General features: G+C 67.2%; 24 protein-coding genes and 1 riboswitch. Of the genes, 10 read left to right on the top strand and 14 right to left on the bottom strand.

Annotated features, from left to right (window positions below):
• The 3 genes from HGR_RS10530 to HGR_RS10520 form a co-directional block, all read right to left on the bottom strand.
• On the bottom strand, nt 1-1,226 hold a 1,226-nt coding region (locus tag HGR_RS10530), incomplete at its 3' end, for a Y-family DNA polymerase (RefSeq protein ID WP_006298225.1).
• A complete protein-coding gene (imuA, locus tag HGR_RS10525) occupies nt 1,159-1,932 on the bottom strand; it encodes a translesion DNA synthesis-associated protein ImuA (RefSeq protein WP_006298224.1) in 774 nt (257 codons plus the stop codon). The genes HGR_RS10530 and imuA, both read right to left, overlap by 68 nt.
• 120 nt (nt 1,933-2,052) lie before the next feature.
• The gene (locus HGR_RS10520; protein ID WP_006298223.1) at nt 2,053-2,445 is read right to left on the bottom strand and encodes a Rid family hydrolase; all 393 of its coding nucleotides are present in this window, start codon (nt 2,443-2,445) and stop codon (nt 2,053-2,055) included.
• A 150-nt stretch (nt 2,446-2,595) separates the two neighbouring features.
• On the opposite strand from HGR_RS10520, the gene HGR_RS10515 reads away from it, so the two are divergent.
• On the top strand, nt 2,596-3,516 hold the full coding sequence (locus HGR_RS10515) for a LysR family transcriptional regulator (protein WP_006298222.1): 921 nt from the start codon (nt 2,596-2,598) through the stop codon (nt 3,514-3,516).
• Nucleotides 3,517-3,546: 30 nt separating this feature from the next.
• Here the strand turns inward: HGR_RS10515 and HGR_RS10510 are convergent, their stop codons facing one another.
• Nucleotides 3,547-5,283: a tannase/feruloyl esterase family alpha/beta hydrolase gene (locus HGR_RS10510; RefSeq protein ID WP_050797439.1), complete on the bottom strand. Its 1,737-nt coding sequence runs from the start codon at nt 5,281-5,283 to the stop codon at nt 3,547-3,549.
• A gap of 261 nt (nt 5,284-5,544) precedes the next feature.
• On the opposite strand from HGR_RS10510, the gene HGR_RS10505 reads away from it, so the two are divergent.
• From HGR_RS10505 to groL, 3 genes are all read left to right on the top strand, one after another.
• Nucleotides 5,545-6,138, top strand: coding sequence for a TetR/AcrR family transcriptional regulator (locus HGR_RS10505; protein WP_006298220.1), 594 nt, complete (start codon nt 5,545-5,547; stop codon nt 6,136-6,138).
• Between the two features lie 326 nt (nt 6,139-6,464).
• Nucleotides 6,465-6,755, top strand: a complete 291-nt coding sequence (groES, locus tag HGR_RS10500) for a co-chaperone GroES (RefSeq protein WP_006298219.1) — start codon at nt 6,465-6,467, stop codon at nt 6,753-6,755.
• A 167-nt stretch (nt 6,756-6,922) separates the two neighbouring features.
• On the top strand, nt 6,923-8,569 hold the full coding sequence (groL, locus tag HGR_RS10495; protein WP_006298218.1) for a chaperonin GroEL: 1,647 nt from the start codon (nt 6,923-6,925) through the stop codon (nt 8,567-8,569).
• A 93-nt stretch (nt 8,570-8,662) separates the two neighbouring features.
• On the opposite strand, the gene HGR_RS10490 is transcribed toward groL, so the two are convergent.
• The 4 genes from HGR_RS10490 to HGR_RS10475 form a co-directional block, all read right to left on the bottom strand.
• The gene (locus HGR_RS10490) at nt 8,663-9,640 is read right to left on the bottom strand and encodes an ABC transporter substrate-binding protein (protein WP_039853215.1); all 978 of its coding nucleotides are present in this window, start codon (nt 9,638-9,640) and stop codon (nt 8,663-8,665) included.
• Nucleotides 9,641-9,667: 27 nt separating this feature from the next.
• Nucleotides 9,668-10,003: a 4Fe-4S dicluster domain-containing protein gene (locus tag HGR_RS10485; RefSeq protein WP_006298216.1), complete on the bottom strand. Its 336-nt coding sequence runs from the start codon at nt 10,001-10,003 to the stop codon at nt 9,668-9,670.
• Nucleotides 10,000-11,691, bottom strand: coding sequence for an FAD-dependent oxidoreductase (locus HGR_RS10480; RefSeq protein ID WP_081463513.1), 1,692 nt, complete (start codon nt 11,689-11,691; stop codon nt 10,000-10,002). Before HGR_RS10480 ends, HGR_RS10485 begins: the two co-directional genes overlap by 4 nt.
• A gap of 208 nt (nt 11,692-11,899) precedes the next feature.
• Complete coding sequence (locus tag HGR_RS10475; RefSeq protein WP_006298214.1) at nt 11,900-12,892, bottom strand: MBL fold metallo-hydrolase; 993 nt, start codon at nt 12,890-12,892, stop codon at nt 11,900-11,902.
• A 293-nt stretch (nt 12,893-13,185) separates the two neighbouring features.
• Here HGR_RS10475 and HGR_RS10470 point away from each other — a divergent pair, with 293 nt between their 5' ends.
• On the top strand, nt 13,186-13,944 hold the full coding sequence (locus HGR_RS10470; RefSeq protein WP_006298213.1) for a CPBP family intramembrane glutamic endopeptidase: 759 nt from the start codon (nt 13,186-13,188) through the stop codon (nt 13,942-13,944).
• 34 nt (nt 13,945-13,978) lie between these two features.
• On the opposite strand, the gene HGR_RS10465 is transcribed toward HGR_RS10470, so the two are convergent.
• From HGR_RS10465 to HGR_RS10450, 4 genes are all read right to left on the bottom strand, one after another.
• On the bottom strand, nt 13,979-14,608 hold the full coding sequence (locus HGR_RS10465; protein ID WP_006298212.1) for an HAD family hydrolase: 630 nt from the start codon (nt 14,606-14,608) through the stop codon (nt 13,979-13,981).
• Nucleotides 14,605-16,203, bottom strand: a complete 1,599-nt coding sequence (gene pgi / locus HGR_RS10460; RefSeq protein WP_006298211.1) for a glucose-6-phosphate isomerase — start codon at nt 16,201-16,203, stop codon at nt 14,605-14,607. Before pgi ends, HGR_RS10465 begins: the two co-directional genes overlap by 4 nt.
• A gap of 55 nt (nt 16,204-16,258) precedes the next feature.
• A complete protein-coding gene (gene tal, locus HGR_RS10455) occupies nt 16,259-17,206 on the bottom strand; it encodes a transaldolase (protein ID WP_006298210.1) in 948 nt (315 codons plus the stop codon).
• 150 nt (nt 17,207-17,356) lie between these two features.
• On the bottom strand, nt 17,357-18,613 hold the full coding sequence (locus HGR_RS10450; protein WP_006298208.1) for a D-amino acid dehydrogenase: 1,257 nt from the start codon (nt 18,611-18,613) through the stop codon (nt 17,357-17,359).
• A 187-nt stretch (nt 18,614-18,800) separates the two neighbouring features.
• A riboswitch (glycine riboswitch) is annotated at nt 18,801-18,896 on the bottom strand.
• A 134-nt stretch (nt 18,897-19,030) separates the two neighbouring features.
• Between HGR_RS10450 and HGR_RS10445 the strand changes: the two genes are divergently transcribed.
• From HGR_RS10445 to HGR_RS10425, 5 genes are read left to right on the top strand one after another with little or no spacing between them, the layout of a single operon-like run.
• A complete protein-coding gene (locus tag HGR_RS10445; protein WP_006298206.1) occupies nt 19,031-19,666 on the top strand; it encodes a thermostable hemolysin in 636 nt (211 codons plus the stop codon).
• Nucleotides 19,663-21,102 (top strand): AMP-binding protein, encoded by a 1,440-nt coding sequence (locus HGR_RS10440; protein WP_006298204.1) that lies wholly within the window; start codon nt 19,663-19,665, stop codon nt 21,100-21,102. The genes HGR_RS10445 and HGR_RS10440 overlap by 4 nt, the downstream gene beginning before the upstream one ends.
• Nucleotides 21,103-21,113: 11 nt before the next feature.
• Nucleotides 21,114-21,830, top strand: a complete 717-nt coding sequence (locus HGR_RS10435; RefSeq protein ID WP_006298202.1) for a TenA family transcriptional regulator — start codon at nt 21,114-21,116, stop codon at nt 21,828-21,830.
• Complete coding sequence (locus HGR_RS10430) at nt 21,827-22,603, top strand: SDR family oxidoreductase (protein WP_006298201.1); 777 nt, start codon at nt 21,827-21,829, stop codon at nt 22,601-22,603. The genes HGR_RS10435 and HGR_RS10430 overlap by 4 nt, the downstream gene beginning before the upstream one ends.
• Nucleotides 22,600-23,301: a tetratricopeptide repeat protein gene (locus HGR_RS10425; RefSeq protein WP_006298200.1), complete on the top strand. Its 702-nt coding sequence runs from the start codon at nt 22,600-22,602 to the stop codon at nt 23,299-23,301. Before HGR_RS10430 ends, HGR_RS10425 begins: the two co-directional genes overlap by 4 nt.
• Nucleotides 23,302-23,345: 44 nt before the next feature.
• On the opposite strand, the gene HGR_RS10420 is transcribed toward HGR_RS10425, so the two are convergent.
• Together HGR_RS10420 and HGR_RS10415 are read right to left on the bottom strand one after the other, a co-directional pair.
• A complete protein-coding gene (locus HGR_RS10420) occupies nt 23,346-24,677 on the bottom strand; it encodes an ATP-binding protein (RefSeq protein ID WP_006298199.1) in 1,332 nt (443 codons plus the stop codon).
• A complete protein-coding gene (locus HGR_RS10415) occupies nt 24,674-25,351 on the bottom strand; it encodes a response regulator (RefSeq protein ID WP_006298198.1) in 678 nt (225 codons plus the stop codon). The genes HGR_RS10420 and HGR_RS10415 overlap by 4 nt, the downstream gene beginning before the upstream one ends.
• Nucleotides 25,352-25,354: the final 3 nt, after the last annotated feature.

Below are 25,354 nucleotides of genomic sequence, written 5' to 3'. Positions count from 1 at the left end.
CCCGCCAGCATGCGCAGCGGTCCCTGGTAGAACGGGCGCTCACCCTGCATGTCCAGGCGCAGCGGTTCGCGCAGGATCCAGGGCGGGTGCAGGCGCAAATGAGGCGGCAGGCGCGGGGGCAGCGCGGACGCCTTGGATTTCGCCGCGGGCTCGCTCGCCGCGAACCAGGCCTGCATGTGCTGCGGCCGGTGGTCGGCCAGGAGGCGACCCCACAGCACGCGGTCCGGGCCCAAGCGCGCCGACAGGCGCTCGATGAGCTGCGGCAGCGGCTCGCCCTCCTTCAGGTCCTCGGGCAACAGGCTGCTGTTGTCGGCCTTGAAGGCTTCGGTTTCGGTGGCATCGAGACGGATGGCCTGCACCGGCGCGGGCAGCTGCACGCGCGCCAAGTGCTCGCCCAGCAGCCGGGCGAGGTGGCGCGTGTCGCGCGTGGCGGCACCGGTGCGCAGGTCCAGTTGGCCGTTGTGCAACTCCCCCCGGCGCACCAGGTCATGCTCCCAGTGCAGGGTGAAGGCCAGCACGCCCCGCTGCCGTGCCTGCAGCCAGCTGACCAGTTGCCCCAGCAGGCGCCGCGCGCCGAAGAGCAGACCTTCCGCCGTCTCGACGCGCCCCGTGAACTCCAGCCTGGCGCTGAAGCGCTCGGGCAGCTCAATCCAGTCCTGCGCGTCGGGCCGCTGGCCGTAAGCGCGGTCCAGCGCCTCCAGCAAGGCCGCGCCGAAACGGCGCGAGACACCGTCGCGCGGCAAGGCCCGCAGTTGCCCCAGGGTGCGGCATCCCAGGCGCGCGAGCACGGGCGCATGCACGCGCGCCGCGCTCAGGTGCGGCAACGGCAAGGCATCCAGCGTGGGCAGGAGGTGCCCTGGGGCGCAGGCCACGGCGGGAATCACGCCAGCCACCTCCTGCTCGCTGAGCGCGGATTCTTCCTGCGGCAAGGTACGCAGCAAAGCCAGCGCCGCCAGGGCCGTGGGGGCGACGGCCAGGGCCGTGCCCTCGGCCTCGGGCAAGGCCGCGCGCAAGCGATGCAGCAGCGCACGCCTGCCGCCATACAGCCGCAGGCTGGCCTGCGCCTCCAGCAGCACCGCCTCTTCCCGCACGCAGACCCGGGGGCTGAACTGCAAGGCCCACCAGGCCAGGGCTTGCTGTTCAGGACCGGGCGGGGGTTCATGCGGCGACGGGCTGCTGGGCGCGGTGCCAGGCGTGAGGCGGGGTCGCAGGGCGCACCACAGCATGGGCAGGTTCCTCCGCGGGGCCACGCCGGCGCAGCGCGGCCGTGACGGGCAGGGGCGCGGCGAGCGTGAGGGCATGGTCCAGGGGAGGACCACGTCGCTTGAGCACGTGCACGCTGAGCCCCGGGGCTGCGCCCTCGAGGCCTTGCGGCTGTGCTTCCAGGGTCAGGCGCAGGGGTGCGGGAGACGCGGCGTGGCGCGCGGTGAGCGGGCGCAAGGCGAACACCAGCGCCTGCGTGGCCGTGCTGGCCAGCTGCAGGCGGCGCAGCTGTTCCGGGCGCGCCTGCGGCAACCAGCTCAGCAAGGCGCCCAGCTCGCGACCGCGCAGCACCTGCTCGGTGGCCCAAAGGCGCTCGGCCGCCGAGTGGGCGTCCACGCGCAGCAACTGCCGGGCCGAAATGCCCAGCCAGCTCAAGGCGGGCAAGTGGGGCAACTGCGGTGCCCCCACCAGCACCAGGGGGCCTTGCGCCACGGCCTGGCGCAAGGCCGGAAGCAGCAGCCGCCATTCATGCAGGCCGGGCTGGGCCTGAAGGATCTCGGTCATCTGGCCCAGGGGCCAGCCTTGGCCGGGCAATTCAGGGTCCAACTCGCCATGGCCGCTGGACACATAGGTCTGCCGCACGCGGGCCAGTTCGTCCGCGCGCCACACCCCGTCCAGCGCGTCCAGCCGAGGAGGCGCCAGCGAATTGACCGATGCATTGAGGCCCATGGATTTGATTCTGACAAATACTGTATTTGCATACAGTATAAAGCCGTCGAACCCAGGTGCGTCAAGGCCCAAGGAACGGGGGTTCCTGGCACCTCCTCCTTTCCACTTTTCGGCCGCGTCTCAAGCAGGCAGCTTGGCGATCACTTTGATTTCAAACTGGAAGCCGTAGAGCCAGGTCACGCCGATGCCAGTCAGCGTGGGGTGCGGCGCCTCGCCCCAGTACTCGGGCCAGATGCGCCAGATGCGCTCGAAGTTCTGCTCCGGGTTGACGACGAAGACCGTCACGTCGACCACGTCGTCGAAGCTGCAGCCGGCCGCGCTCAGCACCGCGTTCAGGTTGTCAAAGGCGCGCCGCACCTGGGCTTCGAGTTCTGGCTCGGGCGAGCCGTCCTCGCGGCTGCCGACCTGGCCCGAGACGAAGAGAAATCCATTGGACCGGATCGCCGGGGAATAGCGGTTGCGCTCGTACAGGGCCTGCCGGCCTGCGGGGAAAACAACATCGCGTGGGGTCATCACATGCCTTTCTTTGCATGAAGCGTGGAACAAGACAGGCACTGTAGGCAAGGCCATCGTTCAGATAAACAGGAAAGTCTTTCCAAGACTGTTTGCATAATCCACACAATCCTGTCCGCCCCTCCCCCTTTTTCACACCCACCACAGGCCATGGACCGTTTCGATGCCATGCAGGCTTTCGCCCGCGTCGTGGAGACGCGCAGCTTCACCCAGGCGGCGCAGACGCTGCACATGAGCAAGACCACCGTGACCCAGCTGGTGCAGCAGCTGGAAGCACGCTTGCGGGTCAAGCTGCTGAACCGCACCACCCGCCAGGTGAACGTGACGGCCGACGGCGCCGCCTATTACGAACGTGTCGTGCGCCTGCTCGCCGACCTGCAGGACGCCGAGACCAGCCTGAGCAGCGCCGCCGCCGCGCCGCACGGCCGTCTGCGGGTGGATGTGCCCAGCCCGCTGGCCCGCCTGATCCTGGTGCCGGCCTTTGCGGACTTCCACGCGCGCTACCCCGAGATCCAGGTGCACCTGGGCGTGAGCGACCGGGTGGTGGACCTGATCGACGAGAACGTCGATTGCGTGGTGCGCGGCGGCGAACCGGGCGACCCCTCACTGATCGCGCGGCACGTGGGCGATCTGGCCATCCGGCTGTACGCCGCACCCGCCTACCTGGCCCGCGCCGGAACCCCCGTGCACCCGCTGGACCTGGAAACCGCGCCGCACCAGATCGTGGGCTTTCTCTGGTCCAGCACCGGACGCATCCTGCCCTGCACCTTGAGGCGCGGGGAGGACAGCGTGGAAGTGCGGGGGCGCTACGCCCTCGCGGTGGACGATGGCAATGCCTACCTCGCGGCCGGCCTGGTCGGGCTGGGCGCGCTGTGGCTGCCCCACTACCTGGCGGCAGCCCATGTCGAGCGGGGTGAACTGCGGCCTTTGTTCGAGGACTGGTCCATCGCCCCGATGCCGCTCTACCTGGCCTACCCACCCAAGCGCCACGTGGGCGCCCGGCTGCGCGTCTTCATCGACTGGGTGGTCGAGTTGATGGCCATCCATGCGCCCCTGCCGGCGCGGGGGTGATGGAAGCGCAGGTCGCGGTCCGCCGCCCGCTCACTGGCAACGGAAGCTGGACGCCTTCTCCATGTCGCCGCCCTGGTAACGGGCCACGGTGGGGTAGGGACACAGCGGCCGGGTACGGTCCGGCGCCCAGTCCGCGGGCAGTTCCTTGTTGACGCCACCGGGGTTGCCAGCGCCACGCGCGCGCGCCTCGATGCGCTCGGGCGCCTGGCCCTGCTCCACCCAGCGCACCAGCGGCGAGATGGCGTCGAACTGGTCGGTGGACATGCCATCGCGGCAATGCCCCATGCCCGGCACGCGGAAGAAACGCGCGTGGTCGGCCGTCTGTGCGCCGTCGCGCGCTTGCACGCGGCGGTACCAGGCTTCGGTGTCATTGACCGAGAAGATCGCGTCGCTCACCCCGTGGTAGACCAACATGCGCGCGCCACGCGAGCGCAGCTTCGAGAGGTCACTGTCATTCGGCGGTGTCATGAACTCCATCGCCGATTGGGTGAACACGCCACCGCGCGCCTGCACGGAGGCCAGCATGGCATCCACATCGCCCGTCAGCACGAAGTCCTGCGCCTGGAAGGTCTTGGGGTCTTGCGGCGGGGTCGAGAAGATGAATCCCACCGCCCCCGAGTCGCGCGTCAGCGGTGCGTTGAATTCCCAGCTCGCGACATCGGCGCTGGCCAGCCCAGCGTCGAAGGGGAAGCTGGCGTAGAAGGGTTTGCCATTCTGGGTGGTCGCGCCGCGGAAGACCGCGCCGATGGCGGTCTTTTGCTCGGCCGACAGGCAAGTGCCATCGCGCGCGCCGGTGCAGGTGGGCACGTCACGCGCGAGGTCGAAGGCCGCCGCACAGGCATTCGTGTCCTGGATCAAGCCGTCGCGCGCGCCGTCCAGCCGGTCGCATTTGCCCAGCACCGCGTTCACCACGGTCTGGCGCTCGGCCTGTGTGAAGGCGGTCGACAGATCCTTGGGGTCGGTCGCCACGCGCTTGTATTGCTGCGCGCCATAGATGTTGGCCACGGCGGCCAGCGGCAAGCGGTAGCCGGGTGATCCGACCAGGTAGCCGTCGAACATTTCAGGGTGGCGCGCCGCCGCGACCATGGCGTGACGCCCGCCGTTCGAGCAACCGCCGATGTAGGAGCGGTCCGGCGGGCGTCCATAGGCCTGCGCGATCAGCGCCTTGGCCATGGGCGTGAGCGCGGCGACGGCGTTGTAGCCGTAATCAAGGCGGGCTTGCGGATCGAGGCCAAAACCGGGGCCGCGCGTCACGCGGTTGTCGTGCCCTGCATCCGAGCTGATAACGGCGAAGCCTTGGCTCAAAGCCGAGGTCACGGGGCCGCCGCCCGCTTGCCCCGTGGCGGGGACCACGCTGCCGTCGATGCCGCCGTTGGCCTGGTACCAAAAGCGACCATTCCACTGGCGCGGCAAACGCATTTCAAAACCGATCGCATACGCGAGGCCATCAACGCCGACGCGCTCGTTCATCGCGCCTCGCACAAGGCAGTGCTCCGCCACCGGCGCGCCGCCCACGCTCAGCGCGCCCGCAGGCGTGCTGGCGGCGGAGGCCAGCTTCGTCGCCGCGAACGAGAACGTGGTGACCAGCGCTTCGCATTGCTGGAGCGGGCCCGGACGGGCCGCTTCCATCACGGCGGAGGCCGATGCCGATGAACTGGACGAGGACACAGGAGAAAGACCGCAGCCGGCCAACAAAGCACTGGGCAGAACCCACCAGAAGCGAGCCGGGCGGTGCCTGAACGACGGCGAGGGGAGGACATCTTTCATAAGGACACCTGCAACAAGGATTGAATCCGCGACCTGAGCAACCCGAGCAACTTGAACGACCTGCGTCATCAAGCACACCAACCAACCCGAGAACCTAACAGTTGTTAGGTTGAACTCTACGCAGTTGGACCCCGCCTCAAAATCGGGAGGAACCCAGGCCACGGGTAAGCTCGGATGCCGCCCGCCGGGCTTGCACGGCCCGGCTTCCCCCAACAAGCTCACTGCCTGACGGTCAGATCGTCCTTGCCCACTCACACCGCCATGTCCTCTCGCACCCCTGCGCCCCAGCCCACGGATGCCCCGCCCCCGCCGGGCCATCGACGCGACAACGTGCTGCAGGCAGCGGCCCTGGTGTTTGCGGAACAGGGTTACAAGGGCGCCACCCTGCGCCAGATCGCGGACGCGGCGGGCTTGCTCGCCGGCTCGATCTACCACCACTTCGAATCCAAGGAAGCGCTGTACGAAGCCGTGCAGGCCGAGGGCTACCGGCGCATGCAACGTGTGGTGGAAGACGCCATCGCACCCCACTCCGACCCCTGGACTGCCCTGGAAGCGGCTTGCTGCGCGCACCTGACCGAAATGCTGACCGGCGGGCCGATCGCGCGACTGACGGGCATGGGCTTGGTCGGGCTCAGGGAAGGCAAGGTCAGCCCCGCGATGCAATTGGCGCGCGACGGCTACGAAAACTTGCTGGCGCGGCTGATCGACCAACTGCCCTTGCGCCCCGGACTGGATCGCACGCTGTTACGCCTGCAGTTGCTGGGCGCCCTGAACTGGACCCTCATCTGGTACCGGCCCGACGGCTCGCGCTCACCCGCACAAATCGCCCAGCACCTGATCGCGGCGCTTCGGTGAAGGCCTCCACCCCATGGCGGTCGACGAAGATTCGCTAAAAAACCAATACAAATTAGATAGTTGCGTGATCATGGCGGCATGCGGAGTCGACCCAGACCCAGGCGCATGTCAAAGCCGCAGAGCACCGACAACATGGCAGGGCTCTCTTGAAACCCCCGCAAAAAGCCTTATGATTAGCACTCGCTGGAGATGAGTGCTAACAAGGTTGTGGCACTGATCGGCGCGCAGGCAAATGTGCGCCCAGCCCAGTCAAAAGCGCCAACCCGCCCTGCGGGAAAGCGCAGTTCGCTGATCCTTTTTCTGTTTCAACTTTTAGGAGATTCCTGATGAAACTGCGTCCTCTGGCCGATCGCGTGATCGTCAAGCGCGTCGAAAACGAGACCAAGACCGCCTCCGGCATCGTCATCCCTGACAGCGCCGCTGAGAAGCCCGACCAGGGCGAGGTGCTGGCCGTGGGCCCGGGCAAGAAGAACGACAAGGGCGAACTGGCCGCCATGAACGTCAAGGTTGGTGACCGCGTTCTGTTCGGCAAGTACAGCGGCCAGACCGTCAAGGTTGATGGCGACGAGCTGCTGGTCATGAAGGAAGACGACCTCTTCGCCGTTGTGGAGAAATAAAGCTACTGCGCGAGCGCCATGCGTCGTTGGGCGGTGCTCGGAATCCTCACGTACAGGAAGTACGTTCCGGTTCCTGCGCTCCGTCCGCCTAGCCTGATGCAAGCTCGCGACGCTTTCTTTCACCACGACAAACCCTCTTATTCATACTGAACATCTGGAGAATTCAAATGGCAGCAAAAGACGTTGTTTTCGGCGGTGACGCCCGCGCACGCATGGTCGAAGGCGTGAACATCCTGGCCAACGCGGTCAAGGTGACCCTGGGTCCCAAGGGCCGTAACGTGGTGCTCGAGCGCTCCTTCGGCGCCCCCACCGTGACCAAGGACGGTGTGTCCGTGGCCAAGGAAATCGAACTCAAGGACAAGATCCAGAACATGGGCGCCCAGCTCGTGAAGGAAGTCGCGTCCAAGACCAGCGACAACGCCGGTGACGGCACCACCACCGCCACCGTGCTGGCCCAAGCCATCGTGCGCGAGGGCAGCAAGTACGTGGCCGCTGGCCTGAACCCCATGGACCTGAAGCGCGGCATCGACAAGGCCGTGACCGCCCTGGTCGAGCAGCTGAAGAAGGCTTCCAAGCCCACCACCACCAGCAAGGAAATCGCGCAAGTCGGCTCCATCTCCGCCAACAGCGACGAGTCCATCGGCAAGATCATTGCCGACGCCATGGACAAGGTCGGCAAGGAAGGCGTCATCACCGTTGAAGACGGCAAGAGCCTGAATAACGAGCTGGACGTCGTCGAAGGCATGCAGTTCGACCGCGGCTACCTCTCGCCCTACTTCATCAACCAGCCCGAAAAGCAAGTTGCCCTGCTGGACAACCCCTTCGTGCTGCTGTTCGACAAGAAGATCAGCAACATCCGTGACCTGCTGCCCACGCTGGAGCAAGTCGCCAAGTCGGGCCGTCCGCTGCTGATCATCGCCGAGGAAGTCGAAGGCGAAGCGCTGGCCACCCTGGTGGTCAACACCATCCGCGGCATCCTGAAGGTCGTGGCCGTCAAGGCCCCGGGCTTCGGCGACCGTCGCAAGGCCATGCTGGAAGACATCGCCATCCTGACGGGCGGCAAGGTCATCGCCGAGGAAGTGGGCCTGTCGCTCGAGAAGGTCACGCTGGCCGACCTGGGCCAAGCCAAGCGCATCGAAGTGGGCAAGGAAAACACCACCATCATCGACGGCAACGGTGCCGCCGCTGACATCGAAGCGCGCGTCAAGCAAATCCGCGTGCAGATCGAGGAAGCCACCAGCGACTACGACCGCGAAAAGCTGCAAGAGCGCGTGGCCAAGCTGGCTGGCGGCGTGGCCGTGATCAAGGTCGGTGCAGCCACCGAAGTCGAGATGAAGGAAAAGAAGGCCCGCGTCGAAGACGCCCTGCACGCCACGCGTGCCGCGGTGGAAGAAGGCGTGGTCGCCGGTGGTGGCGTGGCCCTGCTGCGCGCCAAGCAAGCGATCGGCACCATCAAGGGTGACAACCCCGACCAAGACGCCGGCATCAAGCTGGTGCTCAAGGCCATCGAAGCGCCCCTGCGCGAAATCGTGTTCAACGCCGGTGGCGAAGCCTCCGTCGTGGTGAACAAGGTGCTGGAAGGCAAGGGCAACTTCGGCTTCAACGCCGCCAACGACACCTACGGCGACATGATCGAGATGGGCATTCTGGACCCGACCAAGGTCACACGCACCGCGCTGCAGAACGCCGCTTCCGTGGCTTCGCTGCTGCTGACGACCGAAGCCATGGTCGCCGAAGCGCCGAAGGAAGACGCCCCCGCGATGCCGGGTGGTGGCATGGGCGGTATGGGTGGCATGGGCGACATGGGCATGTGATGTCCTGAGCCTCGCTCGCGATAAAAAGGGCCGCACCTTCGGGTGCGGCCCTTTTTTCTTGGCCAGGCTGGCCAGACTTACTTCACACCACCCTCAGCTCACCAACCAACTCTTGAGCGGGAAATCCTTGCGAATCAGGTTCTCGCCCAACAGGAACGATTTGACCTCCTCCAAGGCTTGCAAACCCCGGGACGGATAGATCTCCTCGGGGAACTGCGACAACGGATAAGACGCCTTGACAGCTTCCAGCGGAAAACCGACGGTGTCAGCATGAAACCGGTAATACGCCTCGGTATCTCGCTTGATATCCCTGATGGCCGCCAAACGCGCGCGATGCCAGGCCTGCGGCAAGCCGGGGTTTTGCTCCAGCACCTTGTCGGACGCCACGATGACGGAACTGCCTTGCAGAGAAGGATGGTCCACAGCCTGGTCGATGACCGGAAAGCCCTTGGACGCGATCAAAGGCCCCGTGTTGATGGGCGCGGCGAAGGCAGCCACCGCCTTTTTCTCCAGCGCGTTCTGCCCGTCGCGGGGCAGCATGTACACGACGCGCGTGTTTTTCTGGATGCCAGCCTCCTTGAGCAGACCGATCACGTAACGATGCATGTAGGAGCCCAGGGCCACGGCCACCACCTGACCCTCCAGTTCCTTGACGGACTTGACGCCATCCACGGGCGTGAGCAGCCAGACGTTCATGCCGATGTTGTCAAAGCCGATGAGTTTGCCGGCCAGTCCATTGGCGCGCGCCACCACGGCGGGCGTGTCGCCATAGATGCCCACGTCCAGTGCGCCCGATAGAAATGCCTCGTTCAGGTCAGGCCCATTGGGAAACTCATACGTCGCGATGTCGTTGTAGCCGAATGGCGCCAATTCGCGCAGCAAGTGTCCATGCGCGAGCGCCCAGCCCGAACCCGAGGCCGGTTTGTGGGTCTTGCTCGGACCAATGAAACCCAGGCGCAGCACTTTCTCTTTCTGTTGAGCATGGGCATGCAGGCCGAGCCCGAGGCTGCCTGCTCCCAGCAGCGTCATCAGGGTACGTCGATTCAAGGAACAGGTGTTGTTGTGGCTCATGTCGTTCACGTCAATCAAGAAAGGGGTTCAATGGGCGCGCTTGAGCAGCTCATAACTGGTGTCGGGCAGCGCCTCGGCCGACCGCGTCCAGCCCACGGCTTTGCGGTAACTGCCCAACAGGGCCTGCACCTGCGGCGCACGCGCCGGAAGATCGACGGCCTCATCGGCTTGGGGTGCGACGAACAGGGCGTCTTCCGGGCAATACAGCTCGCACATGAAGCAAGTCTGGCAGTCGGATTGGCGCGCGATGGTGGGCGCGCTTCCTTTGGAACCTTGGGGCGCTTTCTCGAACACGTGGGTCGGGCACACCTGCACGCAGATGTTGCAACCCGTGCAGCGCTGAGCATCGATGATTTCAATCATGCAATGGCCCTCGCTACGCCTTGAGACTGGAGCGCGTCATGCGCGGCGCCCTGCGTCTGCCCTGGCAGTTCGACCTGCACGGCTTCGCGCACCGCTTCGGGCCTTGTCCAGACTTCATCCAATCCCCCACTGAGCAAGCGATGGCGCTGCGCGGCATCGGCTTCCCGGTACTCCTGCCGTCTCGCCATGCCGCGCGACTCCTTGCGTGCCAAGGCGCTGCGGTACATCCAGCGCGAGGTCGCCAGCATGGCCGCCGCCTCGCGGGCGCGCACGGTGGCCCGGCCCCCTTCGGCGGGCGCGGACTGCCCGAGGCGCGCCCACAGAGCGTCCAAGCGGATCAGCGACTCCTCCAACAGATCAGCTCGACGTGTCCAGTTGCGTTCCGTCGGCCACACCTCGGCCTGCACCTCGCGGATCACCTGTTCCGCGTCCCAGCGACGCAGGCCCGTTGTGTTCAAGCCGACGGTTCCCGCATGCAGCAGCGGGCGGCGCGTGGAGGCCCTGTGCTGATGGCTGAAATCCGCCGCCCCTGCTCCGGCCCAGAAACCGGACGAGCAAGCCCAGGCCGCGTTGTGGCTGCCGCCGCCCGTGAAGCCGCCGCAAATCAGTTCGCGTGTCGCGGCGTCGCCCGCCGCGTACAGCCCGGGCACGCCGGTGGCGCAGCTCTCGTCCACCAGGCGCAAGCCACCCGTGCCGCGCACCGTGCCCTCGAGCCGCAAGGCCACCTTAAAGCGCTGCGTGAACGGGTCCAGCCCCAAGCGGTCAAAGGGCAGGAAGAAATTGGGTTGCGCGCCGCGCATCCAGGTCTGGGTTTGCTCATCCGCCTTGTCAACGCAGGCATAGACCGGCTGCGTGCGCAAGGTTTCCGCGATGACGCCGCGCCCCCGCGACGATCCCGCACCCGGAACAGGCGTGCCGTCCTCGTAATAGAACGTGGCCCAGTTGTAGAACAGGGATTTGGTCACGGATGAAATGGCCGCTCCCAAGCCGTAGGCATTGGAAAACTCCATGCCGGACAACTCGGCCCCGACCTCGGCCGCCATCAGCAGGCCGTCGCCCGTGAGCACATTGCAGCCGAGCGCGCGACTCAGGAAGGCACAACCACCCGTCGCGATGATGACCGCCCCCGCGCGCGCCACCCAGCTCTCCTGCGTGTCGCTGTGCAAGCCACGCACGCCGGCCACGTGACCGGTGTCGTCGACCAGCAACTCCAGCACGGGACTGTGATCGAGGATGCGCGCGCCCGCCGACTTGACCTGCTTGCGCAGCAAGCGCATGTATTCCGGGCCCTGCAGCGAGGTGCGTTGCGCCACACCGCTGGCGTCCTCGGGAAAGGGGTAACCCCACTCGGCCAGTTGATGCGCGTTCTGCCAAGTCTGTTCCAGCACGCGCTCCATCCAGACGTGCTCGGCCAGATGACCGCCCATCGCATACCGGCCGAAGCGCGCATGCTCGCGCTGGGCAGGATCGGGCGGCACATACCAAAGCCCCGTGCCCGAAGGCGCCGTGGCCCCGGAGGTGCCGCAAAAGCCCTTGTCGGCCAGAATGACCGAAGCGCCCCTCGCCCTCGCGCTGATGGCGGCCCAGGCACCCGCCGGGCCGCCACCAATCACCACGACATCGGCTTCATACCGTTGCTGGCCGTCCGCGCCAGACAACCTGGCAAGGCCTGAATCTCTGGAACCCATGCGTCACTCTCCGTGAACAGAACACGAAGGCATGCTAGGTTTTGGAGAGCCAAATGAAAACGAATTAGTTGCGATTTGCTCATGACCAAGTGAGCTATCCACGCTTGCTTGCCCGGCGTTCCAGCGGCCAGGCCGCCTCGTCGAGAGGCGGCCAAAGCAAAACGCCACGGTCTCCCGTGGCGTTTTGCGTGATGCTGGTTGACGAACCTCAGGCCACCGGCTTGAAGTCGTAACCCTGGCCCAAGGCCTCGATGCGGCCGAAGGCCGGGAAGGGGAAGTGGAAGCCACCGGCCAGGGTCTTGTCTTTCACGACCGCCTCGAACACGCGGCGGCGAGTCAGGCGGGCTTCTTCGGGGTTCATGTCGAAGACCACGGCCCAGTCCGGGTTGCGGGCGAAGAGCTGGGGCACGTTGGTCAGATCGGCCAGGTACATGAACTTCTGGCCCTTGCTCTGGGCGGTGACCGTCACCATGCCCGGGGTGTGACCGTAAGCGGCATCAGTGCGGATGCCAGGCAGCAGTTCCTGCCCGGCCTGGAACTGAACCAGCTGATCCGGCCCCAGCCCGCCAAAGACACGGCGCACGTTCTGGAAGGCGCCCTTGGCCGCGGCCGGGGCGGCCTCCATCTTGGCGTCGTCCATCCAGAAGGCGTGCTCAACGGCGGGCACCATGATCTTGGCCTTGGGGAAGACCAGTTGACCGGCCTTGTTGCGCAGGCCGTTGATGTGGTCACCATGGTGGTGGCTGATGAGCACCGTGTCGATGTCTTCGACCTTGAAGCCGGCCGCGTTCAGGTTGGCGACCAGGCGCCCGGTGGTCGAAGGGCCGTTGTCGGCGAAACCGGTGTCGATCAGCACACGGCGGTCGCCCGCGACGATTAGGAAGGCGGTGTAGGGCACATCGACGTACTCGGTCGGCAGGTTCTGCGACTTCAGAAGTTCCTGCACCTCGGCCAGCGGCGCGTTGCGCACGAACTCGGCCTGCAGCGCGCGGCGCACCACGCCGTCGTTGAGCGCGATGACTTCGAAGTCACCGACCTTCTGCTTGCGGTAGCCCACCTGCACCACGCTGGGCGCGCCGAAGTTCTGGGCCTGCACGTGCAGGGGCAGCAGGGATACGCCAAGGTAAGTGGCCACGGAGGCCGCGGCGGCGGCGCCTCCGCCGACGAGCAAATCACGTCGATTCATCTTCATCATGGGCATGACTTCTGAACTCCTTGAAGTGGGGTGAATGGAAACAAACCGGCGGATGCTGGGGCAAGAAGCGCCGCCGCGCAAGTTCCGCCAGGGCAAAGACCCGCACGGCGTAGGGAGACAGGGCGGGTGCCCATAGTCGGTGCGGTGCCCACGCGTACCGCATGGCCGCGAGCGGCGGCGTCCAAGGGCCCACGCGGCCTCGACGCTCAGCGCGCGCACGCTCCAAACCTCCAAACCTCCAAACCTCCAAACCTCCAGATGCAGCTTGCTAGACTGCGCGCCTTTTCAAGAGAGGTGCCATGCCCCTGCGTCTGCGCTTGCTGCTCCCCACGCTCACGCTCGCCCTGGGCGCCGGCCTGGGTTTCATTCAGCCCATCGGCCTGCTTTGGGGCGGTGCATTCGTCATCGTCCTTCTGGTCGGCCCAACGCGCATGCCGAACTGGCTGTGGCTGCCGCTGATCCTGCTCGGCGCAATCGCCCTGGCCGCACACCTCGTGCCCGGTTTCAGCCCCTGGCAGCTGTGGCAGCCGCGCCTCATCAGCACGGATGCAACGCCTTATGCTCTGCGCCTGTCCTGGGACAAGCTGCTGCTGGGCACTGCCCTGCTGGCTTGGTGGTTGGGGCAAGCACACAGGCCTGTCGTTTCGCTGAAGAAGGCCTGGCTGACCTGCGTCGCCACCTTGCTGCTGATGCCTCTGCTGGCCATGGCGCTGGGCCTGGTGGCCTGGCAACCCAAATGGCCGCAGGACCTGCTGCTGTGGCTGGCGGTCAATCTCGGCGTGGCCGTGCTCGCGGAGGAATTGCTGTTTCGCGGTCTGTTGCAGACGGCCCTGATCAAGCGCCTGGGCGTCTGGCCGGGCTTGCTGCTGGCGGCGGGCCTGTTCGGTGCGGTGCACCTGCCTTTCAACGCCCTATTCGCCGTGGTGGCCGCCTGCGCGGGCCTCGGCTACGGCCTGGCCTTGCACTACAGCGGCCGTCTGAGCTTGGCCATCGCGCTGCACGCAGCGGTCAATCTGCTGCATATCTTGCTGTTGAGCTATCCGCTGCGCCTGGCGTGAAGGCCATGGACGACTCACGGACACATGCAAATGCTTAAACCCGCTGCGGCAGCAGGGCCTGCAGCTGCGCACCTAGCCGCTCGGGCTGGGTGCAGTGAATCGCCTGCCAACCGAGGGCTCGCGCAGCCTCGACGTTGACCTGCATGTCGTCGATGAAGACGGTGCGGGCGGGCTCCAGGCCATGGCGGGATTCGAGCAGGCGATAGATCTCTGGCTGCGGCTTGGCCAGTTGCACGTCGCCCGAGAAAATGCCGCCGTCGAACCAGCCGATGAAGTCGTGCCGGCGCTCCAGCGCCCGGGCAAAGGGGGCGGGCATGTTGGACAGAAAGTACAGCCGCAAGTCGTCATCCGCCTCGCGCCGTTCGCGCAGCCGCGCGAGCAGCGTCACCGTGTCGTCGATGGGGGCCAGCTGCTCGCCGATGGGCGCGAGCAATTCATGCAGCGCGTCACCGGGCAGGCGCAGACGCGCCGCGATGCGCGCCACCGCTTCGTCCAGCGCGTGCGCGCCGCGGTCGAAGCCCTGCCAATCCTCGTGATGGAACACAGCACGCGCCAAGTCCTCCGCAGCCTGCGCCGTGGGCGTGAGCTGCGGAAAGTGGCGCCGCACCAGCTCGGTCGGCTGCCAGGTGAACAACACGGCGCCGAAGTCGAAGACGATGTTCATGAACGCAGCCGCGCCAGCAAGCCCGCGGTCGAACCGTCCAGACCGGATGCATCGCCACTGGCCAAGCGCGGCTCGATGTCCAGCGCCAGCACCTTGCCGAGTTCCACGCCGAACTGGTCGAAGCTGTTGATGCCCCAGAGCGCACCGGCGGCGAACACGCGGTGCTCGTAGAGCGCGATCAACGCGCCCAGGCTCTCGGGCGTCAGGGATTCGAGCAGCAGGAAACTGCTGGGCCGGTTGCCCGGCATGTGGCGGTGGCGGTCCTCGGTTTGCCGGCCTTGCATGAAGGCTTGCGCCTGGGCCAGCGCGTTGGCCAGCAGCTTGACATGGTGGCCGGGCAGCTCGTGCAGGGCGTGTTTGACGGCGACGAACTCCATGGGGATCACATCGCTGCCCTGGTGCAGCATCTGGAAATAGGCGTGCTGGCCGTTGGCCGCCGGTTCACCCCAGACCACGGGCGCGGTGGCGTAAGGCAGGGTCTCGCCCGCCATGTCCACGCGCTTGCCGTTGCTCTCCATCGCCAACTGCTGCAAGTAGGCCGGCAGTCGGCTCAGGCCGCTGTGGTAGGGCGCGATGTTGCGGCTGCCGAAGCCGTGGAAATTGCGATGCCAGATGTCCAGCAGCGCCATGCGCACGGGCAGGTTCTGTTCCAGCGGCGCCTCGCGGAAATGCTGGTCCATGGCGTGCGCGCCGGCCAGCAAGGCGCGGAAGCGCTCGGCCCCAACGGCGATGGCGATCATCAGGCCAATGGACGACCACATGGAATAACGCCCGCCCACCCAGTCCCAGAACGGGAAGGTGCGGGTGGCGCCGAACTCGGCCGCCGCCGCCGCGTTGCTGGTCAGCGCGCAGAAGTGGCGCTCCATGTAGCGGGCGACATCCGCCGGGTTGCGCGGCTCACCGAGGTAACCGATCTTGCCCAGGAACCAGTCGCGCGCCGTGCAGGCGTTGGTCATGGTCTCCATGGTCGTGAAGGTCTTGGACGCCACGAGGAAGAGCGTGCGCTCGGGGCGCAGGCTGCGCAGCACGGCGCTCAGCTCGTGCCCGTCGACGCTGGAGACGAAGTGGTAGCGCTTGCGGTGGTCCACGTACGGGTCCAGGGCTTGCACGGCCAGCAGCGGGCCAAGGTCGGAGCCGCCGATGCCGATGTTGACCACGTCAGTGATGTCTGGGTCCGTGCGCACCGCTTCGGCGTAAGCCAGCATGGCGTCCAGCACGGTGTGCACCTCGGCGAGGACGGGGCGCAGGCTGGCTGGCAGCGCGCTGGCGGCGCCACGGGGATATCGCAGCAGCCAGTGCATGGCCGCCCGACCCTCGGTGCGGTTGACCTGCTCGCCCGCGAACATGGCATCGCGCTGGGCCTCCAGCTCGCACTGGCGCGCAAGTTCGGTCAGCGCGTCATTGATCTCAACGTCCACCAGGTTCTTGGACAGATCGGCGAACACCTGCGGCGCCTGCAGGCTGAAGCGTTGGAAACGCCCGGCATCCTGGGCGAAGGCCTCACGCAAATCCAGGGCGCGGCCCCGGCGTTCGTACAAATCCTGCAGCAGGCTCCAGGCGGGCGCGCGGTCGCAGCGCGAGGTGAGCGTCGTCAATGCAAGTCCCCTTCCCCAGTCGTGGGTTCAGATGTTCTGGATCAGATTTTCCGGATCAGATGTTTTGGATCAGTTGCTCAAGCTTCACGGCGTCGGCGGCGAAGGCGCGGATGCCCTCGGCCAGTTTCTCGGTGGCCATGGCGTCTTCGTTGAGCGCGTAGCGAAAGCCTGACTCGTCGTACTGAACGGGCGCCAGGTCGAGGGACTTGGCCATCGCCGCGTCCAGGTGACGAGACACCGGAGCCTGGCTGGCGGCGAGTTGCGCCAGCAGCTCGGGCGCGATGGTCAGCAGGTCGCAGCCCGCCAGGGCCGTGATCTGACCGACATTGCGAAAGCTCGCACCCATGATTTCGGTGCGGATGCCGAAGCGTTTGTAGTGCTCGAAGATGCGGCGCACCGAGCGCACGCCGGGGTCGTTCGCGTCCGCGTTCGCGGCTTCGTCCCAGGCGGCGCCAGCATTCTTCTTGTACCAGTCGTAGATGCGCCCGACGAAGGGGGAGATCAGCCGAACGCCAGCCTGCCCGCAGGCCACGGCCTGGGCGAAGGAAAACAGCAGGGTCAGGTTGGTGTGGATGCCCTCGCGCTCCAGCTCGGCGGCGGCCTGGATGCCTTCCCAGGTGGCGGCGATCTTGATGAGCACCCGCCGCGTGTCCACGCCCTCGGCGCGGTAGAGGGCGAGGATGCGCTTGGCGCGCGCCACGGTGGCCGCCGCGTCGAAACTCAGGCGGGCGTCCACCTCGGTCGACACGCGGCCCGGGATCAGCGCCAGGATCTCGCGGCCAAAGCGCACGAGCAGGCGATCGACGATCTCGTCCATCGGCAGGCCCGGGTACCGCGTCACAGTGTCCTGGAGCAGCGGCGCGTAGTCCGGCTTTTGGACCGCCTTGAGGATGAGGGAGGGATTGGTGGTCGCGTCCTGGGGCGCGTAGGCGGCGAGCTGGCGGAAGTCTCCGGTGTCGGCCACCACCACGGTGTACTGTCGCAGGGCTTCAAGTTGGTTCATGGCGGGGCTCATTATGGCCTCGGTGCATGACTCTCGGGCGCGAGGCAGCTTCACGCGGTCACGGACGAAACGAAAACGGGCGCCCAATGGGCTCAGGGCGCCCGTCTGTGGACGGCTCTCAGACCGTCAACTCCTCATGCCGTCACGCGATCACGCCGTCTTCAGCGTGGGCGCGCCCTTGGACAAGGCGCCGCCGCTGTGCTGCACGACCTCGGCCACCATGTCGGCCGTCACGGCGCAAAGCGTCCAGCCCAGGTGCCCGTGGCCCGTGTTGTAGAAGACATTGGCGCGCCGGCCGCGGCCCACGCGAGGCATCATGTCCGGCATCATGGGACGCAGCCCCGCCCAGGGCGTGACCTGGCGCGTGCTCACGCCGGGGAAGCATTGGTTCACCCAATCCACCAAGGGGCGGATGCGGTCGGCGCGGATGTCCTTGTTGTAGCCGTTGTACTCGGCCGTGCCCGCCACGCGCAGGCGGTCGGCGCCCAGGCGGCTGGTCACCAGCTTGGCCGCGTCGTCCAGCAGGCTGACGTTGGGCGCGGCGGCCTGGCTCGCGGCGTCCTGCAGGTTCACGGTGATGGAGTAGCCCTTGACCGGGTAGATGTTCACGCGGTCGCCCAGCTGGGCGGCGAAGGCGCGGCTCTTGACGCCCGCGCACACCACCAGGCCGTCAAAGGCCAGCGTCTCCTGGCCCTCGCCCGCGCGCACCGTCACGCGCGCGCGCTGGCCGTCGCTGTCCAGGCGCAGCACTTCCTGACCGTACAGGGTCTTCACGCCCCGTCGCTCGGCGGCGGCGGCCAGGCCGTTGGTGAACTTGTGGATGTCACCAGTCGAATCGCTCTCGGTGTAATAGCCACCGTGGTAGTCCCCCGCGAGCGTGGGTTCAATGGCGCGCATTTCCTCGGGGGTCACCGGGCGGCGCTCCAGGCCGCCGGCGGCCAGCAGCTTGGACACCTTGGCCGCGTTGTCGAATTCCTTCTTGCTGCGGTAGATGTGCAGGATGCCTTGCTTCTTCAGGTCGAAGTCCAGCCCCTCGGCCTCGGCCCAGGCGAACATGTGCTGGCGCGCGGCGATGGCCAGGCGCGTCGTCTCGATCGTGTTCTGCTGGTACTTGCCGAGGTTGAAGAGGAATTCGGCGAACCAGCTGAATTTGTGCCAGCTCGGCTTGGGGTTGACCAGCAGGGGGGCGTCGGCCTTGAGCATCCACTTGAGGCCCTTGAGGATGGTCGAGGGATGGTTCCAGACCTCGGCATTGGACGCCGAGAGCTGGCCGCCGTTGGCGTAGGACGTCTCCATGGCCGCGTAGCGGTTCTGCTCGAACAGGGTGACGGTGTAGCCACGCAGCGAAAGGGCGTAGGCGGTGGTGACGCCGGTGATGCCGGCGCCGATGACGGCGATGGTTTTCATGGAAAGCACTCCAAACGTCGTTGAGAAAGGCGCCGACACATGCCCATGCGTGGAATGCATGCGCCATGCGCGCCCCCTCTGTTTGGAACCTGAGAGATTCACGCCGCAGACCGTCCAAGGACGCTGGGGCGCTTGCTCCTGCGGTGCACCGGGTTGACGAAACGCGGTGGCTCTTCAGAGTGCGAAAAATACCGGACCGGTCCTTTTGCCTGAGAGTTTCCGGGGCGGTTGCTCCTTCGGCGCCGTCGCACGGTGTGGCGACAGTCTCTCCCGATCAAGTGCGCCGCGGATGCGGCTGGGGCGAATTCTAGCGTCAAAGGCGGAATCGATGACGCGCACGGGCACTTAATTCGCGCTTAAGGCACGGCCGCCAACATCACGCCATCCCAACCACGCCCCTCGCGCAAAGGATTGCACATGCTGGCCCAGGCCTCCCACCCCCCGTTCACCGGTCTCTCGGTCGCCGCCCTGCCCCCGGGCCGGCGCCACCTCACCGTCCATGCCGTGGACGACGAGGAACGCGCGCAGGTCGAGCGCTTCATCCACGACGTCTATCGGGAGCGTTATGGCGCCCGCGTCCAGCATTTCGCGCCCACCTTGATCAGTCTGCGTGACGAGGCGGGCGAGATCAGCGCCGCCGCCGGTTACCGCGTCGCGGACAGCGGCCCCTTGTTCCTGGAACGCTACCTGTCCGAGCCGGTGGAAGCACTGCTGGATCAGCATGCCTACACGGGCGTCTCGCGCGCGCGCATCGTCGAGGTGGGGCATCTTTCGGCCGTGCAGCCCGGCGCGGGCAAGCGCCTGATCCACCTGATGGGACCGCACCTGGCCAGCCTGGAGCTGGAATGGGTGGTCAGCACCTTGACCCAGGAACTGCAGCACCTCTTCGTGCGCCTGGGCATCACCCCCCTGGCCCTGGGGCTGGCCGATCCCTCCCTGCTCGGTGCCGACGCCGCGGACTGGGGCAGCTACTACGACCACCGCCCGGTGGTCGTGGCGGGCCGCCTGGACCTGGGCTTGCGCGCGCTCGCGCGCCGCTGGAGCCTGTCATGAATGGCATCGTTCTTCATGACGGCCAGCGGGCCTGGAGCGCTGGCGAGCTGAGCACGGCTGTGCGCGCGACACAGCTGGCGCTGCGCTACACCGGCACCCGGGTGCTGGCCACGCTGCTGGACAACGGCGCCGCAGTCACCGTGCTGGATGAAGCTGCCGCCGGGGCGGGCATCGTGCATGTGCCGCTGCCGCCCTTCTTCACGCCCGACCAGATCCGGCACGCGCTGCACACCGCCGGAGTGGACACCCTGGTGGCTGCGCCCGCCGCGGCCGCGGCGTGGCCCATCCTGCCTTGGCAGGACATCGAGGTGGCCGGCCAATCGCTGAACGTGGCGCGCCTGCCCGCGCACGGCCTGTCCATGCCCGCAGGCACGGCCAAGATCACCTACACCTCGGGCAGCACCGGCGCGCCCAAGGGCGTGTGCCTGCGCCTGGCCGCGATGGAGCGCGTGGCCGATGGCGTGGTGCAGGCGCTGGGCCCGCTGGGCATCACGCGCCACCTGAGCGTGCTGCCCTTCGCCGTGCTGCTGGAAAACGTGGCCGGTCAGATGGCGGCGCGCCGCCAGGGTGCGCTGCTGATCACGCCGCCGTTGGCCGAGCTGGGCTGGCAGGGCTCCTCGCAGTTCGACGTGGCGACCTTCCACGCGGCCGTGCTGCGCCACGCGCCCGACAGCATGATCCTGCTGCCGCAGATGCTGCGCGCCTGGGTCGGCCTGCTGCGCCAAACTGGCCAGCGCGCACCGGCTGGCCTGAAGTTCGTCGCCGTGGGCGGTGCCGCCGTGGGCGCGCCGCTGATCGCGGCCGCCCAGGCCCTGGGCATCCCCGCCTACGAAGGCTATGGCCTGTCCGAAGGCGCGTCGGTGCAAACCTTGAACCTGCCGGGCGCTCAGCAGCCCGGCAGCGTGGGCCGTCCTCTGCCCCATGCGCGGCTGCGCGTGGCCGCCGATGGCGAGATCGAGGTCGCGGGTAGCCTGTTCGCGGGTTACCTGGGTGACGCGACCCCGGCGCCCGAGTGGTGGCCCAGCGGCGACCTCGGGCACATCGACGCGAACGGCCACGTGCACATCCAAGGTCGCAAGAAGAACCTGCTGATCAGCGCCTACGGCCGCAATATTTCACCCGAGTGGGTCGAGACGGCGCTGGGCAGCCAGCCCGTGGTCCGCCAAGCCGTGGTCTTTGGGGATGGCGAACCCAGCCTGTGGGCGGTGCTCTGGCCGTTGCAGGACAACCTCCCCGACGCGGCATTGCAAGCCGCGGTCGACGCGGCCAACGCCGCCCTGCCCGACTACGCGCGGGTGGCGCGCTGGACGCGGGGCCGCGGCGCCTTCAGCGCGCAAACCGGTTACGCCACCGCCAACGGGCGCCCGCAACGCGCCGCCATCTTGCACGCGCATGGCGACATGCGCGCCCTCCATCCCGAAACCCTGACTTCCTGAGGACCTCCCCCATGAGCTTTCACAACCGTCTCCTGAACGACACCGCCCACGCCCGCCTGGGTCTGCTGGCCGCCCCCATCATCCAAGGCGTGCTCCTGCGCGGGGAAGTGTCCCTGCCCAGCTACATCGCCTTCCTGACCGAGGCCTACCACCACGTCAAGCACACCGTGCCCCTGCTGCGCGCGGCCAAGGCGGCCCTGCCCGCGCACCACGCCTGGCTCAACGACGCGATGGACGAGTACATCGAGGAAGAAATCGGCCACGACGAGTGGATCCTCAACGACATCCGCGCCTGCGGCGCTGACGCCGAAGCCGTGCGCCACGGCCAGCCCTCGCACGCCACGGAAGTCATGGTGGCCTACGCCTACGACACCATCGCGCGCCGCAACCCCCTGGGCTTCTTCGGCATGGTGCACGTGCTGGAAGGCACCAGCGTCGCCCTGGCGCTGCAGGCGGCCGATGCGATCCAGAAACCGCTGGGCCTGCCCGACAGCGCCTTCAGCTACCTGCGCTCCCACGGCACGCTGGACCAGGAGCACACGGCGCATTTCGCGCTGCTGATGGACCAGATCGACGACCCGGCCGATCAAGCTGACATCGTGCATGCCGCGCGGGCGTTCTTCAAGCTCTATGGCGACGTCTTCCGCGGCCTGCCCCTGCCCCAGTCGAGCACCGCGACGACTGCCAGCAGCAAGGCCACGCACGAAGCGCAAGGAGTGTTGGCATGAAGCTCCAGGACGCACGCGTGCTGCTGACCGGCGCCAGTGGTGGCATCGGCGCGGCCATGGACCACGCCCTGCGCCAGGCGGGCGCGAAAGTGCTGGGCGTCAGCCGCTCCCCACAAGCCAGCGTACCGGGCCGGCACTGGGTACGCGCCGATCTGAACGATCCGCGGGACATCGAACACGTCGCCGAGAGCTGCGCCGTGCTCGACATCAACGTGGTCGTGCACGCGGCGGGCGAGTCCGGTTTCGGCGCGCTGCAGACACTGGACGCCGCGCGCATGCAGCACGTGCTGCAGACCAACCTGCTGTCACCCATGCTGCTGACGCAAGCGCTGCTGCCGCAACTGCAACGCCAGCCCCAGGCGCAAATCGTCTTCGTCGGTTCGGCCCTGGGGGCCATCGGCTTGCCGGGCTTCAGCCTCTATGGCGCGAGCAAGGCGGGCGTGCACCGCTTCGCGGAATCGCTGCGGCGCGAGCTGTCGGACACCCCGGTCCAGGTCCAATTGCTGGCCCCACGCAGCACGCGCACAGCCTTCAACAGCGGCGAGGCCGAAGCCTACAACCGCGCCACCGGCACCGCCAGCGACAGCCCCGAGACCGTGGCGCAGGCCTTGGTCGGACTAATCCGTGACGAGGCCGCCGAACGCTACATCGGCTGGCCCGAACGGCTGGCCGCGCGCCTCAACGGCGCCGTCGGCCCCCTGCTGGACGGCAGCTTCGACAAACACCGCCGCCACCTCACGCAAACAAACGCCATCCAAGGAGCCACTTCGTGAACACCACACCGAACACGGGCTACGCTGCCGCCCGCCTTTCCCTCAACCGCCCCGCGCTCGCCGCGGTCTTCTTCCCCCTGCTCGCGGCCTTCGCGCTGATGTTCCTGAACCACGCGCAAGCCGCCCCGGTGGATGACGCCGTCGCCGACCTGCAACGTGACTGGGAAGTGATCCGCTACCAGACGCCCGCTTCAGAACGCGCCAAGCATTTCGAGACCCTGGCCCAGAAAGCCCACCAGGTCAGCACGACCTACGCGGGGCGCAGCGAACCGCTGATCTGGGAAGGCATCATCGTGAGCTCCCTGGCCGGAGAAAAAGGCGGTCTGGGCGCGCTCAGCCTGGTCAAGCAGGCCAAGGCCCTGTACGAACAAGCGATCGCCATCGATGGCCAAGTGCTCGATGGCTCGGCCTACGGCAGCCTGGGCGTGCTGTACTACAAGGTGCCGGGCTGGCCGCTGGGCTTTGGTGACAAGGCCAAGGCCGAAACCCTGCTGAAGAAGGCGCTGGAGATCAACCCCACGGCCATCGACGCGAACTTCTTCTACGGTGAATTCCTGATTGAGAACAAGCGCAAGGCCGAAGGCATCGGCTACCTGGAGCGGGCCTTGCAGGCTCCGACGCGCCCAGGCCGTCAGATTGCCGACACCGGCCGCCGCGAGGAAATCCGCGCCCTGTTGAGCAAGGCCCGGGGCGACTGATCCCAGGCCAACTCAGCTCCCCATCAGGCCGCGATCCGACTCCATCAAGCTCGGGCCAGCACGACCTCCACGCCCGTGCCATCGGCGCGGGCACCATAGCTCAAGGTCAAGCCATGCAGCTCGGCGATGCGCCGGGCGATGGACACCCCCAGGCCGCTGCCGCTCTCGGCCTGGCCCTCGGGGCGATGGAAACGCTCGCCCAGGCGGGCCAGCAACTCGTCCGACAGCGCCGGCCCTGCGTTGCTCACGCGCAGCCGGTCCCCTTCGAAGCCCAGGCTGACCGTGCTGCCTTGCGGCGCATACCGGGTGGCGTTGTCCAAGAGATTGCGCAGCAGCACGACCAGCAGATGAGGATCGCCCTGCCAGTTGGGCGGCTCTTGCGGAGGCTCGGGCCACAGACAATCCAACTGGATGTCACGGCGCTCGGCCAGCGGCAGCACCTCGCTCATCGCCTGGCGGGCGATCTCCGGCCAATCCAGCTCGCCCGAGTGCGGCAGGCCCTGGGCGGCTTCCAGCCGCGACAGGCGCAGCAGCTGGTCCACCAGACGGGCCATGCGGTCGATGCCGGCGCGCAGGGCGCGCAAGGACTGGTCGCGCTCGGCGTCTTCGCGGGCGCCGCGCAAGCGATCCCATTGGGCGCTGAGCACGGCCAAGGGCGTGCGCAGTTCGTGCGCGGCATCGGCCGTGAAGCGACGCTCACGCGCCAAGGTCGCGGTGATGCGTTCGAACAGGCCATTCATGGCCTCCAGCAGGGGGCGCAGCTCCGCAGGCGCATCGCCTGCGGGCAAGGGCTGCAGCTCGTCGGCGCCGCGCCGCGCCAATTCGTCGCTCAGGGCGCGCATGGGCGCGAGCGCCTGGCGCACGGCCCAGCCCATGGCCACCAACAGAATGGGCAACATCACCAGCCAAGGCAGCAACTGACTGCCGATGAGGCCATAGACCAGCTCGTCACGCTCGTGCAGGCTCTGACCAGCCGCGACCAGCCAGCGACCATCGGCCGACTGCAGGTAATACGCGCGCCACGCTTCCTGGTTCAGCTCCAGATCGATGAACCCCGCGCCGTCGGGCCGCAAGGGCAATTGCGCGCCTTCGCGGTCGGCGAGCAGGACTTGACCGTCGCGGTCCCAGACCACGATGGCCAGGGAATCCAGATCCGCCTGTCCGCGCACGGGCGAGTCTGGCATGGTCCCCGCTCCCCCACTGGCGTTGAGACCGATGAGGGTGAGCTGAACTTGACGCGTGAATCGGATCAGCTCGGTGTCATAGAGTTCGTTGACTTCGGCGTGGGCTTGAAGGAACGAAGCGGCCAAGGCCAGCAGCCACGCCACGGGGGCGCAAATCAGCAAGTACAGCAGCAGGCGCCGGCGCAGACTCATGCACGGTCCTCCGCGGCGCCCAAGGCATACCCCAAGCCACGAACGGTGCGCACCACGCCGGGAGCGATCTTGCGGCGCAGATGGTGGATGTGCACCTCCAGCGCGTTGCTCTCGGGCTCGCCGCCACCCCAGTCGTAGAGTTGCTCCAGCAACTGGGTCTTGGACAGCACGCGCTGGGGATTCTTGAGCAGCACTTCGAGCAGGGATATCTCCCGTCCGGTCAGTTCCACCGGCTTGTCTTGCCAGTGCACTTGCTTGCTGGCCGGATCGTAACGCAAATCGCCATGCACCCACTCCGCCTGGGTCGCGCGCCCGGTGGCGCGGCGCAACATGGCGCGCAGGCGCGCGGCCAGCTCATCGAGCGCGATGGGTTTGATGAGGTAATCGTCCGCGCCCAGGTCCAGGCCTTCGATGCGCTGCTCCAGCGTGTCGCGCGCGGTCAGCACCAACACTGGCAGGGCCAGCCCGCCCTGGCGCCAGCGGCGCAGCCAAACCAGGCCATCGGTGCCGGGCAGGCCCAAGTCCAGCACCAGGGCGTCATAGGCCGTGCCGCGCAAGGCCGCGTCGGCGGGCGGACCGGAGGTGAACCAGTCCACCACATGGCCCTGCTGGCGCAGGCCGCCGCTGAGGGCTTCGCCCAGTTGAGGATCGTCTTCGAGGATGAGCAGGCGCACAGT

This window comes from Hylemonella gracilis ATCC 19624 (assembly GCF_000211835.1).
Lineage (GTDB): Bacteria > Pseudomonadota > Gammaproteobacteria > Burkholderiales > Burkholderiaceae_C > Hylemonella > Hylemonella gracilis.
This window is presented reverse-complemented; position numbering and strand designations above follow the sequence as displayed.